The 13,030-nt window shown below is 61.6% G+C and carries 10 protein-coding genes; all 10 read right to left on the reverse strand.

Annotation, left to right across the window (positions count from 1 at the left end; all coding sequences use genetic code 11):
* Nucleotides 1–16: 16 nt before the first annotated feature.
* Complete coding sequence (locus ACH2EI_RS16055) at nt 17–1,123, reverse strand: M24 family metallopeptidase (protein WP_395155074.1); 1,107 nt, start codon at nt 1,121–1,123, stop codon at nt 17–19.
* A 134-nt stretch (nt 1,124–1,257) separates the two neighbouring features.
* Nucleotides 1,258–3,036 carry an aspartate--tRNA ligase gene (aspS, locus tag ACH2EI_RS16060; protein WP_395155073.1) on the reverse strand — a complete coding sequence of 593 codons (1,779 nt, stop codon included), beginning with the start codon at nt 3,034–3,036 and terminating at the stop codon, nt 1,258–1,260.
* On the reverse strand, nt 3,029–4,300 hold the full coding sequence (hisS, locus tag ACH2EI_RS16065; RefSeq protein ID WP_395160763.1) for a histidine--tRNA ligase: 1,272 nt from the start codon (nt 4,298–4,300) through the stop codon (nt 3,029–3,031). The genes aspS and hisS overlap by 8 nt, the downstream gene beginning before the upstream one ends.
* A gap of 114 nt (nt 4,301–4,414) precedes the next feature.
* Nucleotides 4,415–6,667, reverse strand: coding sequence for a RelA/SpoT family protein (locus ACH2EI_RS16070; RefSeq protein ID WP_395155071.1), 2,253 nt, complete (start codon nt 6,665–6,667; stop codon nt 4,415–4,417).
* Between the two features lie 2 nt (nt 6,668–6,669).
* A complete protein-coding gene (locus ACH2EI_RS16075) occupies nt 6,670–7,197 on the reverse strand; it encodes an adenine phosphoribosyltransferase (RefSeq protein ID WP_395155070.1) in 528 nt (175 codons plus the stop codon).
* Nucleotides 7,198–7,227: 30 nt separating this feature from the next.
* Nucleotides 7,228–8,394, reverse strand: a complete 1,167-nt coding sequence (secF, locus tag ACH2EI_RS16080) for a protein translocase subunit SecF (protein ID WP_395155069.1) — start codon at nt 8,392–8,394, stop codon at nt 7,228–7,230.
* Nucleotides 8,391–10,115: a protein translocase subunit SecD gene (gene secD / locus ACH2EI_RS16085; RefSeq protein ID WP_395160765.1), complete on the reverse strand. Its 1,725-nt coding sequence runs from the start codon at nt 10,113–10,115 to the stop codon at nt 8,391–8,393. The genes secF and secD overlap by 4 nt, the downstream gene beginning before the upstream one ends.
* 8 nt (nt 10,116–10,123) lie before the next feature.
* Complete coding sequence (gene yajC / locus ACH2EI_RS16090; protein ID WP_395160767.1) at nt 10,124–10,540, reverse strand: preprotein translocase subunit YajC; 417 nt, start codon at nt 10,538–10,540, stop codon at nt 10,124–10,126.
* Between the two features lie 79 nt (nt 10,541–10,619).
* Nucleotides 10,620–11,717 carry a tRNA guanosine(34) transglycosylase Tgt gene (tgt, locus tag ACH2EI_RS16095; RefSeq protein ID WP_395160769.1) on the reverse strand — a complete coding sequence of 366 codons (1,098 nt, stop codon included), beginning with the start codon at nt 11,715–11,717 and terminating at the stop codon, nt 10,620–10,622.
* A gap of 12 nt (nt 11,718–11,729) precedes the next feature.
* Nucleotides 11,730–12,755, reverse strand: a complete 1,026-nt coding sequence (gene queA, locus ACH2EI_RS16100; RefSeq protein ID WP_395160771.1) for a tRNA preQ1(34) S-adenosylmethionine ribosyltransferase-isomerase QueA — start codon at nt 12,753–12,755, stop codon at nt 11,730–11,732.
* Between the last annotated feature and the right edge of the window lie 275 nt (nt 12,756–13,030).

The raw sequence follows: 13,030 nt of genomic DNA on the forward strand, positions 1-13,030 counted from the left end.
CGGTTTCGATTCAGGTTCAGCTAGCGAACGGTTGCTTCGGATGATGCGTCAGCACACGATGCCCGTCGCTCGTGACGACGACGAGATCTTCGATGCGAATGCCTCCGAACCCTCCACGATAGAGGCCCGGCTCGATTGTGACCACGTTTCCTGTCTGGATCACCTCATCGGAGACCTGAGAATGGAACGGCGGTTCGTGGATCTGGAGGCCCACACCGTGGCCTGTCCCGTGTAAGTACCAGTCGCCGTAGCCGGCTGCGGTGAACACATCGCGGCACGCGGTGTCGACAGCGTGCGCCGTGACGCCGTTTCGCAATGCCTCGAGGCCGGCGGTCTGGGACACCTGCACCAGGTCATAGATCTCACGCTGCTGCGCTGTTGGCTCGCCGATCACGTACGACCGGGTCATGTCCGAGTGGTAGCCGTCGACGAGCGCCCCGACGTCGATCACGACCGTGTCGCCTGCAACAATCGTGCGGTCCCCGACCTCATGGTGCGGACGAGCTGCATGCTCTGGCCCAGACGCAACGATCGTGTCGTAGCTCCGGTCGTCTGCGCCATGACGGCGCATCCGATATTCGAGTTCGTTGCGGACGTCAGCTTCGGTGACCGGTTCGTCGATCGTGCCGAACAGCATTGGTTCGACTTCAGCAAGTGCGGCATCAGCGGCGACGGCTGCCACCTCGATGCGTTCGATCTCAGCAGCGTCCTTGGTTTCGCGAGCCGTTGCAACGAGAGAGTCAACCGACGCGAGTTTGAGGTCAACCGCCAGCCGCGACCACAGCGCTTGAGTGACAGTTCGTCCATCGATGCCGACCTCGCCAGATCCCGCAGCCTCAATCATGGCGTCCTGGAGGGCCGAACGATTTTGGAGGGCCACGATCTCGACGCCACTCCCCTGCGTTTCAGCCACTGCCCGGTCGCCGTAGCGCGTGTCGGTTCCAAGCGTTGTCACAGCCGAACGGACGACTGCCCAGCCATTCGACCCCGTGAAGCCGGTCAGCCACCTGATGTCGGTCAGATCGGTGAACAGCAGCGCATCAACACCGATTTCTCCCGAGGCGAGGAGCGACTGCATTGTCGTTACTCGACGGTGATGGTCGATCGGTGTGAAGTCGCGCACATGCCGAAGCTAGCGCCGCTGTCCGCCGCCGGCTGCGCGAGCGTTGTTCCCTGAGGCTCCTGCCATCGTCTGAGGCCACGACGGGAATCACCGACCGCCGACAACCGCCGCGAAAGCGTTGAGCCGCCCGTCGGTCAGTCGGTGGGCGGCAGAACCCGCAGGCCCAGCTCGACCATCGCCTTGGGATCGCCTGGGATTGGGCTGTTGGTCATCGGGTCCGAACCGCTCTGCGTTTTCGGGAAAGCGATCACCTCGCGAATGTTTTCTTCACCGGCCAGAATTGCGACGAGACGGTCGAGGCCGAAAGCAAACCCGCCGTGCGGGGGCGCGCCGTACTCGAACGGGTTGAGGAAAAAGCCAAACTTCTTTTCGGCTTCCTCGTCAGAGATGCCGAGCGCGGTGAACACCTTGCGCTGCAGTTCAGGCTCATGGATTCTGATCGAACCAGAACCGAGCTCCCAACCATTGAGTACGAGGTCGTACGCAATGGAGCGCACCGACATCGGGTCGGTCTCAAACTTGTCGAGGTCGTCCGGGTGCGGCATCGTGAACGGATGATGGCCAGACTTCGGCTGCCCCGTCTCTTTGTTACGACCGACGAACAACGGGAATTCGACGACCCACACGTAGCGGTACGGTCCTTCGTGCACCGGCGGACGGCCGATCTCGTTGCGGAGCATGCCCAGCACTTCACAGGTCGTGTCCCACTGGTCGGCGATAATCAGGATGAGGTCATCCGTTTCGGCTTCCAGAGCTGCCTTGACTGCCGGGACTTCGTCATCGGACAAGAACTTTGCGACAGGTGAATCAAAGCCCTCGTCGGTGCACTTGAGCCACACCATGCCCTTGGCCCCAGCCGACTTTGCCTTGTCGGTGAGCTTGTCGAGTTGGTTGCGGCCGTACTCGCTGGCGCCCCCGTCGACCTTGATTGCCTTGATCGCACCTGCACCGGCAAACGCCTTGAACTCGGTGTTTGCGAACACCGGAGTGAGCTCCTGGAGCTCCATCCCGAAACGAAGGTCGGGCTTGTCGCTGCCGAAACGGTTCATTGCGTCGTGCCAGGTGATCCGCTCGATCGGTGCCGGGCGTTCGCCCGTGGCAGCCTCGGCGGCAGCGAGGACGGCTGCCGACACGGCATCAAGCACGTCATCCTGGTTGACGAAGCTCATCTCCATGTCCATCTGCATGAACTCGTACTGACGGTCTGCACGGAGGTCTTCGTCGCGCAAGCAGCGTGCCATCTGGTAGTAGCGATCGACGCCGGCCACCATGAGCAGCTGCTTGAAGAGCTGCGGGCTCTGCGGCAGCGCATAAAACGAGCCAGGCTCTTTGCGCGAAGGTACAAGAAACTCGCGAGCGCCTTCCGGCGTGGACGGGACGAGCATCGGCGTCTCGACTTCGACGAAGTGCTGGAGGTCCATGGCACTGCGGACCGCAGCGTTGATCTTCGAGCGGAGGCGCAGATTTTTCTGCATGCGTTCCCGACGGAGGTCGAGGTAGCGGTGCTTCAGGCGAATGTTCTCGTCGACGTCGTCGGCGCGCGCGTCGATCGGGAACGGGGGCGGCGTGGCGGTGCGCAGGATCTCCACTTCGCAGTCACCGATTTCGACCTTGCCTGTCGGCAGGTTGTCGTTGACCGTTCCCTCGGGGCGCACACGGACGATGCCCGTGATCTTCAGTACGTATTCACTGCGGACATCGACATCGTCGTTGATGACGCACTGAATGATGCCCGAGTGGTCGCGCAGGTCAACGAAGGCGAGGTGTTCGCCGTGCTCGCGGCGACGACCAACCCAGCCACACACGCTGACGGTGCGGCCGATGTCGGACTCACGCAGCTCACCACAGAGGTGCGTGCGCATGGATGTGGCCTGAGTCGAAGTGGCCTGAATCGAAGTAGATGGTTCAGTCATGGTTTCCGGATTCCTGAGAGAGAGTTCTTGAAAGATGTGCGATGAGTTCGGATCGGGGGATGGTCTGTTGGTCGCCGCCGCGCATCGGCTTAACAACTACGGTTTTGGCGTCGAGTTCGTCTTCGCCGACAATGACCGCCACAGCAGCATTGCTGCGGTTGGCCAGCTTCATCTGTGCTTTCATGCTGCGGTTGTCGTAGCCCCGATCGGCCGCGAAACCTGCCTGGCGCAGCTCAGCGGTCAGCTTGACGGCTTCGATGCCACCGACGACATCGACGACGAATGCGTCAAGATCACGGGGCTCTGCGCCAAACACGCCCTCGTCATCGCATGCCAACAACGTCCGGTCCACGCCGAGTGCGAAACCGATACCAGACGTCGCCGGGCCACCGAGTGCTTCGACGAGCCCGTCGTAGCGCCCGCCTCCACCGAGGGCGTTCTGCGCGGAGTCGAGGGTGCCACCCTGGAACTCAAAGATGGTGCGGCGGTAGTAGTCAAGCCCACGTACCAGTTTCGGTTCGAGCGTGAACGGGATGTCGAGGGCTCGGAGGCCTGCCTGCACTGCGTCGAAGTGTGCTGCTGCTTCGTCGCTGTAGAAGTCGGCGATCTGGGGTGCCGACGCGATGAACGGTGCGTCGGGTTCGCGTTTCGAGTCAAGAACGCGCAGCGGGTTCTTGGCCAACGTCGTGCGGCTCTGCTCTGTCAGCGCATCGCCGGCGGCTACGAAGTGCGTCCGCAGTGCTTCGACGTAACGCGACCGATCGTCAGGCTCACCGAGGCTGTTGATGATCAGGCTGACCTGCTGCAGGCCGAGCTGCTCGTAGAACTCCCACGCAAGCGCAATCACTTCGACGTCGAGCATCGGGTCATCGACACCAAGCACTTCGATGCCGACCTGGTCGAACTGTCGATAGCGGCCACGCTGCGGCCGCTCGTAGCGGAAGTTCGGCCCCGAGTAGAAGACCTTCCACGGGGTGACAGGCCGGTGCTGGGCGAACGAGCGACAAACGCTCGCCGTCTGTTCTGGCCGCAGCGCCACCCGACGGTCACCTTTGTCGACAAAGTCGTACATCTCTTTAGTGACGACATCGGTGGCGTCACCAATCCGGGTAAAGACGCCCAGGTCCTCGAGCAACGGCGTGATGAGCTGCTGATATCCGGCAGCTTCCACAACATCTGCAAACACCTGCGTGAAGGCACGCCAACGACTGCTCTCGGGCGGGAGAATATCCCGCATACCGGGGCTGGTCTGGAACGATGACACAGCTCTCCACGTTATCGGTCAGGTGCGGAAGCGTTTCAGAGTTACGCATGGGGTCAGGCCCCTTTCGCAACTCTGCCGCGACAGAGTTGCGAAAGGGGCCTGACCCCATGCGTACTAACCGGCGTTGGCGGCGTCGTCGGGTGCGCTACCGGGGTTGAGTCGATACGCGTCGTAGACCGAGTCGATGTTCTTGATCGTGCGTAAAACCGAGTCAAGGTGAGCGGCATTGACCAGTTCGAATTCGAAGCGCATTTTGGCCACGCGGTCGGTGCCTGTGAGCGTCTGCGACGAGACGATGTTGATCTTGTGCTCTGACAGGGCGATGGCGACATCAACAAGCAACCGCGAGCGGTCGAACGCGGCCACCTCGACGGCCGCGATGAAGGTGGCTTCAGACCGCTCTTCGCCATCCCACTCGACGTCGATGAGACGCGTTGCCTGCTCAGCCATCAGCGATACAGCGTTGGCACAGTCGCTGCGATGCACGCTCACACCGCGGCCACGGGTGACGAATCCAATGATCGAATCGCCCGGTACCGGGGTGCAGCAGATGGCGAGCCGCACCATTACATCGTCGAGCCCCTCGACGTGAACGCCAAATCGGGTCTCGCCGTCGGCGGGCTGTTCGCGGCGGGGAGCGCCGACGGTAGACGGCAGTTGCTCAGCGTCATCACCTGACCCGAAGAGACGAGCAATGCGCTGTGCAACGCTCTGCGGCGACACGTGATGCTCGCCGACGGCCTGCAGGAGTGCGTCGAGATCGACGTAGCTCAACTCCTCGACAACCGCAGCTAACTGCTCGGATTTCCAGATGCGTTGGGCCGACAAGCCTTCTCGGCGGAACTGGGCGGTGAGATCGTCTCGCCCTGCCTCAATGGTGTCGAGACGGCGTTCACGGCTGAACCACTGACGGATCTTGTTGCGGGCCCGAGGCGATGCGACGAAGGCCATCCAGTCTTGCGACGGGCCAGCTGTTTCGACCTTGGAGGTGAAGATCTCGATGTTGTCACCGCTCTGCACGACGTGGTCAAGCGACACCAGTCGCCCGTTGACCTTCGACCCGATGCAGGCGTGGCCGACTTCGGTGTGTACCGCATAGGCGAAGTCGACCGTGGTCGAACCGACCGGCAGCGTGATCACTCTGCCCTTGGGAGTAAAGACATAGACCTCGTCTTGTTCGAGGTCAGTCTTGAGGCTCTCCATGAACTGGGCAGGATCGGAAACCTCTTCCTGCCAATCGATGATGCGATTCAGCCAATCGATATCTTCGGGCAGACCACTCCGATCCTTATACGCCCAGTGCGCAGCAACGCCCCATTCGGCACGCTGATGCATCTCGTGGGTTCGGATCTGGACTTCGATTGGCTTGCCGGAGGGGCCAATCACGGTGGTGTGCAAGCTCTGATAGAGGTTGAACTTCGGCATCGCGATGTAGTCCTTGAACCGACCGACAATCGGCCGCCATCGGCCGTGAATACAGCCGAGCGCCGCATAGCAGTCCTTCATCGACGGAACGATCACACGGATGGCAACGAGGTCGAAGATCTCGTCGAACTCGCGACTCTTCACGACCATCTTCTCGTAGATGCTCCAGAGGTGTTTGCCACGCCCCGTGACTTCAGCGTGGATGCCCAACTCGGCGAGGCGGGCACGAACCTCGGCCACGGCCTTGGCCAGGTACATGTCGCGCTCAGGTGTCCGGTTGCTGACGAGATAATCGAGTTCGGCAAACCGCTTTGGATGCAGCGAAGCAAAGGCCAAGTCTTCGAGCTGCTGCTTCATCTCCTGCATGCCGAGGCGGTGAGCCAGCGGCGCGTAGATGTCGATGGTCTCTTGGGAGATGCGGTGCTGCTTCTCGAGCGGCATACCGGCCAATGTGCGCATGTTGTGGAGACGGTCAGCAAGCTTGATGACCAGCACCCGCAGGTCTTTGGCCATCGCCACGAGCATCTTGCGCATCGTGGCGGCCTGTTGCTCTTCGCGGCTGTCAAAACGGATGCGTTCGAGCTTCGTGACACCGTCAACGATCGCAGCGACGTCGGAGCCGAAATCGTGCTCGACATCAGCAACCGTGATCTCCGTGTCTTCGACGGCGTCATGCAGGAGCGCTGCGACAATCGAGATTTCGTCGAGACCGATGTCGGCAACGATCTGCGCGACCGCCAGCGGATGGTTGATGTAGCTCTCACCACTCCCACGCCGTTGCGAACCGTGCGCCGCCGAAGCGACCCGGAATGCACGGTTGATCGTCGTGATCGGTGCCCGTGGGTGACGACGGCGATAGGCGGCAAGAAGCGGTGCGAGTTCAATCGCGGTCGCTGCGGTCTGCGAGCGACGCCAGGGCAGAACCCGATCGACCGTCCCCATGATCAGTAGTGCAGCAATGCCTTCGCTGATCGGTCGCCGAGTTTCGTTCGGCCACCGAGTTCGTCGATCTCGATGAGGAACGCGAGGCCGGCGACGACGCCTCCCAGTGTCTCGACGAGTTTGGCAGTGGCTGCTGCAGTACCACCTGTGGCGAGTACGTCGTCGACAATCAGAATCTGCTCGCCAGGATGGATGGCGTCACGGTGGATCTCCAGCTTGTCGCTGCCGTATTCGAGGCTGTACTCCTCGCGGACAACGGCCCACGGAAGTTTGCCAGCTTTGCGGACCGGCACGAAGCCTGCACCCGCTCGATACGCAACTGCGGCACCGAAGATGAACCCGCGGGCCTCGACACCGACCACATGGTCGATTGCAACGCCCTCGAACTGTTCGACCATGCCATCGACGGCCTGAGCCAGGGCAGCTGCGTCGCCAAGGAGCGGCGTGATGTCACGAAACGTCACACCCTCGATTGGGTAATCGGCGATATCGCGTACATAGCTCCGGAGGGAGCTGTGATCAGCTGTCATGCGGTGAGGCTATCCGCCTTCACGAGGAGCTCACCGACGCTTCTTCTTGCGCGGCCGAGGGGGATGTGTGAGTAGCTGACCCACAGGCTGGAGCACTGCCGCCGTCTTCACATCGTCATCATGACTGCCACTCCTGGCGGTGCTGCCAGCGTCAACGCTGGCGCCTGTTGTTGCCAGACGTCCGGTGACACCGCTGCCGATCACCGCGGCCCGTAGCTTGTCGCCGGTGAGCCTTTCGCGACGAGGTTTGCGACCGACATTCGACTTGAACCCTGCAAGCAGCGGCGTGGCCACGAAGATCGAGGAGTAGATGCCCGAGATCATGCCGATCAGCAGCGCCAGCCCGAACTCGCGCAACGTGACCGCACCGAGCAGACCCGACCCGATCAGCAGCAGCGAGACGACGGGGATGACCGACGAGATACTCGTGTTGATCGAGCGCATCAAGACCTGGTTCATCGAAATGTTGACGATGTCCTCGTACGGCATGCGGATACCTGCGTACTTGCCCTCGTTCTCGCGCACGCGGTCGAAGACAACAATCGTGTCGTACAACGAGTAGCCAAGGATCGTCAGGAAGGCAATCACCGTTCCCGGCGTCACCTCAAATCCGAACACGGTGTAGACACCGACCACCACAACGACATCGTGGGCCATGGCCGCAAGCGCAGCGAGCGCCATTCGCCATTCGAAGCGGATCGAAATGAAGATCGACACGATGATCAAGAAGATGATGAGGGCGCGGACAGCCTTATCGGTGATCTCACCACCCCAGGTCGAACTCGTGAAGGAGAAGTTGACCTCGTCGGTTCCAACGCCGGCAGCCTCCGCGAATGCAGCCGTGATCTGATCGGCATTAGCCTGCGTGACCTCTTCAATCTGCACAGTGATGAGATCGTTGGTATCGGATGAGCGACGCTGGATACGAGCACCGTTGGTCGGCACGCCGTTGTCTTCGAGCACGGCCTTTGCTTCGTCGACGCCGAAGGTTTGGCTCGCCGGGATATCCCAGGCGTCACCGCCTTCGAAGTCGAGGCCGAGGTCGAGGCCGCGCGTGAACAGCGAGCCAATGGTCGCAATAATGACGACGACGGCGATGATAAAGCCGACGCGGCGACGCCCGTAGAAGTCAATGGCGGTCTGCCCGCGGAAGAGTCGGCCGAGAGCCGTTGATGCAATCTGGTCACCGCGGCTCATGATGTCGCCACCTCCAGCCCGAACGCCCGTTTGCCAACCATGAACTTGCTCCTCGCAATCAGCAACACCGCAGGTCGGGTGAAGAAGAAGCACACGAAGAGGTCACACACCGTCGTGATGCCCAAATACAGGGCGAAGCCACGCACCGAGCCAACACTGAGCGAGAACAGGATCAGCGCTCCGATGATCGACACAAGGTCGGCCGACCAGATCGTTCGCCACGTGCTGTTGAAGCTCCGTGGTGCCGCGTTGCGCAGCGTGCGACCATTACGGATCTCGTCTTTCATGCGTTCGAAGAAGACAACGTAACTGTCGACGGTGACGCCGATCGCCACGATGATGCCGGTGACACCAGCCAGACTCAGCGCGTAGTTTGTTGCACCTGACACGAAGGCCGCAGCGCTGTACACAGCCATTGCCCACACGGTCAGCCCACCGATGATCACGAGCGCAAGCCAGCGGTAGTAGGCAAGGAGGAAAGCGAGCACCAACGCCAGGCCAATGAGGCCAGCGATAATGGCAGCACGCAACGAATCGCCACCAGCCGATGCCGAAACCGTGCGGGTCTCCTGCGGGGTCACTTGCACGGGGAAGGCACCACGGTTGAGCACATCGCTCAACTGGTCAGCCTCATCTTGGGTGAAGCTGCCGGTGATCGAGACGGAGCCATCGAAGACGGGAACGTTCACGACCGGAGCCGATTGGACGATGCCGTCAAGGACGATGGCGATCTGGCCGGGTCGGGCCGAGCCGTCGGTGTCGACTCCGGTGGACGGGCAACTCGGCAGACGGTTGAAGCACTGGGTGGCGAGAGAGTTCCAGGAGGCTTCACCGTCGCCTCGAAGGTCAACCGAGACGCTGAACTGGCCGAACTGGCCAAGTTGCACGGAGGCGCTGTCACGTGCGAAGACTTCACCGCTGGCCTGCGACGGCCCGGCACACAGTGCGTTGCCGTCGAGAGTCGGCAGGAATTCAGCGCCGGTGATGGACGGTGCGAGCGTCGGAGCCAAATCAAGCGGCACCTCGGCGACGGGCTCAGTGCCGTCGGCTGGAACCGAGTCGGCAGGCGCCAAGGTGTCGGCGGGTGCGTCAGTCTCGGCGGGTGCGTCAGTCTCGGCGGGTGCGTCAGTCTCGGCAGGTGCGTCAGTCTCAGCGGGTGCGTCGGTCTCGACTGGTGCATCAGGATCGGGCGCCGACCGGCGGAAGCTGGTTTTGGCTTCGTCGTTCAAGAAGCCGATGCTCTCTTCGTCGACGGGGGGCGTTACTTCACCCGTTGGGTCACCATCGACCGTGATCGTTCCGTCGCTGTCGAGGACACGTCCTTCGGCGATGGTTTCGTCGGTCGGGACCGCCGGAGCTGGCGAGGCGGCGCACTCGTTGAAGTTCACGACGGATCGCAACTCGACGATGCCAGAAACGCTGACGCTGCGCAGTGCCTCTTCTTTGTCTTTCACGCCCGGGAGGTCGACCACGATGTTCGATCCCTGCACGCGGACGTCGGGTTCGGCAACGCCGCTCCGTTCGAGCGACGACCGCACGAGGTCACGAACGACAAGGAGGTCATCACCGGTCGCCCCGTCTTCAGGGGCGAGGATGACCGAGAGGCCACCCTGCAGGTCGAGACCGAGGATCGGCTCGTTGTTCGTAGCGATGTTGCCAGCGAGCGCAGCGATAACGGCCACGACGGTGGCGATGAGGGAGAACCAGAGACGGCGTTTCATTGAGTGGTTCAATCTTCGGTCGACGCTGCAGCGCCGGCCGGGTCGTCGTCAACTACGGCTTCGTCGGCCACAACGTCATCGTCGGCATCATCGGCAACAACCTCTTCTTCGTCAGCGAGGTCAACGACGTTTTGGATGGCGGCACGAGCGATGCGGATTTGCACATCGTCATCGATTTCGAGCCAGAACCGATTCGGCCCGTCTTCGCCAGTGATGGTGCCGAAGACACCAGATGTGGTGACTACGTCCTGGCCGACCTCGACGGATTTCTGAAGATCCTGCTGATCACGCATCCGCTTCCGCTGCGGGCGGATCATCAAGAAGTACATGGCAACGAGGATCAGCGGCAGGAACAAGAACGAAAGAATCGAACTCCCGCCGGAATCTTCAGCTGCAAAAAGGGTGGTCGCGAGAGTTGATGACATATCGGCGGGCGATCCTACCGGCACCATCCGGTTGACATGGGCATGTCGTGACTTGACTGCTCAGTTGTTGTCGAAGTTGTCAGCCCCAGACGTCGAGTATGTCGCTGCGGAGCCCATCGAACGTGCCGTCTGTGATGGCAACCCGCATCCGCTGCATCAGGTCGATTGTCCACGCCACGTTATGAATCGACAGCAATCGCGACGCTGTTGGTTCGCCGACCTGCAAGAGGTGGCGGATGTAGCCGCGGCTATGCCGAGCACAAATTTCACACGGGCACGTCGTGTCGAGCGGCTCGTCAAGTTCGGCATTGCGAGCCGCTTTCGCCTGGAAACGGCCAGTCGAGGTGAGCGCTGTGCCGTGGCGGCCAAGGCGCGTCTGCATCACGCAGTCGAACTGATCGACGCCGAGCGCCACAGCCTCAACAAGCGAGGCCGGGTCGCCGACCCCCATCAAATAGCGAGGCTGATCAGGGGGAAGGTGCTCAATAGCTGCGGCCAGTGCCGGCAGCATCTGCTCGCGAGACTCGCCAACCGAGAGGCCGCCAATGCCATAGCCGTCGAAGCCGATCTCGACAGTTCGCTGCGCACTCTCAGCACGCAGTGCCTCGCTGATCCCGCCTTGCACGATGCCGAAGAGCGACTGGTCGGTTCGGGTATGGGCAACCTTGGCCCGACGAGCCCAGTCGTTCGTGCGCTCCAACGCCAACCGGATCACATCCGGCGGACTCGGCAATGGCGGACACACGTCGAGCACCATCTGGATGTCAGCACCGAGTTGCTGCTGAACATCAACAGCGATCTCTGGCGTAAACCGATGACTCGACCCGTCGTAGATGCTCTTAAAGGTCACCCCGTCGTCGTCGACCTTCGGATCGAGCGAAAACACCTGGAACCCGCCCGAATCAGTGAGCGTGAGGCCATCCCAGCCGGAGAACTTGCCGAGGCCACCGAACTTCGCGATGAGTTCTGAACCCGGCCGCAACATCAGGTGGTAGGTGTTACCGAGCACGATTTCGGCACCGAGCCGTTCGTAGTCGGCTGCGCTGAGGTGCTTGATCGCACCTCTCGTGCCGACCGGCATGAACAGCGGCGTCTGATATGTGCCGCGGGCCGTGCTTGCAGTGCCCACGCGGGCAGCGCCGTGTGTGGCTTCGACGTCAAGTTGCACCCGGTACATAGGGCGACGACGCTACCGACTCGCTCGTTCGAGCAGCATTGCGTCTCCAAAGCTCAGAAATCGATATTCCCGCTGGATTGCTTCTGCATAGAGGTCACGCCAGACCGGGCCGGCGAATGCATCGATCATCATGAGGAGCGTGGTCTTTGGGAGGTGGAAGTTCGTCATCAGTACATCGACGACCTGCCAGTCGAAGCCCTCGTGAATGAAGATGTTTGTTCTGCCCGCGAGCTCGCCGAGCTTGGCGGCGGACTCGAGCGCCCGCACAGCGGTGGTCCCGACAGCGACCACCCGGCCACCTGCGGCTCGTGTGTCGATGCACTGCTGCATGGTTTCCGGTGGCACGCGATAGCGCTCAGTGTGCATTGGATGGTCGAGCGGGTTGTCTGTGCTGATCGGCTGGAACGTGTCGAGCCCCACGACGAGTTCGACAGTCGCGCGATTCACGCCGCGGGCATCAAGCCGGTCGAACAGTTCGGACGTGAAGTGGAGGCCCGCTGTCGGTGCTGCGGCACTCCCTGGTTCGTTCGCATAGATCGTCTGGTAGCGATCCGGATCGTCGAGGCGCTCGGTGATGTACGGCGGGAGTGGCATCTCGCCGTACGTGTCAAGTGTTTCCAGAGACTCGCTGCCGTCGGTCGGCCCGAGTAACGCAACGTGGAACGTGTCACCCGCTGTCGTGCGTTCACCGATCCGCACGAGCGGCACATCGCCGGCGAAGAGTTCCTCGCCGACTTTGAGTTTCTTACCTGGCCGAACCAGCGCTTCCCATTCGGTCCGCGCCCCGTTGGTCGCTTCGAGCAGCAAGACCTCAGCCGCTCCCCCAGTGGCTCGGTGGAGCCTGAGGCGGGCAGGGATCACACGTGTTTCGTTGACAACGAGCAAGTCACCGGGCAGCAACAGATCAGGCAGGTCAAACACATGCAGGTGTCGGACTGGGTCGCCGGCAACCAGCAACCGGGCCGAATCACGCGGCTCGATCGGCGTTTGTGCAATCCGCTCGTCCGGCAACACGTAGTCAAAATCAGACATCTGCATCAGAGGGAGCGTAGAAGCCAGATTCCCGTCGGAGCACCTGCCGCAAGCATTCCAATCTCGTCCATTGGCGCTCGATCAGAACGTTCCTCAACTCTCGAGGTTGATTGGGGGTCAGGGTGTTCACTTTCAAAATCATTGACTCGGGATCAGAACGTTCGAGGCCAAGGAAGCATGGACCCGAGTTGGCCTCCGCCAACGAGCGGTGAGGGGTGACGCCGGGATCGGACGTTCTGGACCGAGTCAACTGAAGAGGGAGCCGTTGGTGACTTTGGGGG

The organism is Ilumatobacter sp., assembly GCF_041688325.1.
Taxonomy (GTDB): Bacteria; Actinomycetota; Acidimicrobiia; order Acidimicrobiales; family Ilumatobacteraceae; genus Ilumatobacter_A.

Excerpts from the sequence above, each read along its gene's own strand:
- aspS (WP_395155073.1), bottom strand. The coding sequence starts at position 3,036 with ATGACTGAACCATCTACTTCGATTCAGGCCACTTCGACTCAGGCCACA.
- ACH2EI_RS16070 (WP_395155071.1), bottom strand. The coding sequence starts at position 6,667 with ATGGGGACGGTCGATCGGGTTCTGCCCTGGCGTCGCTCGCAGACCGCA.
- ACH2EI_RS16075 (WP_395155070.1), bottom strand. The coding sequence starts at position 7,197 with ATGACAGCTGATCACAGCTCCCTCCGGAGCTATGTACGCGATATCGCC.
- secF (WP_395155069.1), bottom strand. The coding sequence starts at position 8,394 with ATGAGCCGCGGTGACCAGATTGCATCAACGGCTCTCGGCCGACTCTTC.
- secD (WP_395160765.1), bottom strand. The coding sequence starts at position 10,115 with ATGAAACGCCGTCTCTGGTTCTCCCTCATCGCCACCGTCGTGGCCGTT.
- yajC (WP_395160767.1), bottom strand. The coding sequence starts at position 10,540 with ATGTCATCAACTCTCGCGACCACCCTTTTTGCAGCTGAAGATTCCGGC.
- tgt (WP_395160769.1), bottom strand. The coding sequence starts at position 11,717 with ATGTACCGGGTGCAACTTGACGTCGAAGCCACACACGGCGCTGCCCGC.
- queA (WP_395160771.1), bottom strand. The coding sequence starts at position 12,755 with ATGCAGATGTCTGATTTTGACTACGTGTTGCCGGACGAGCGGATTGCA.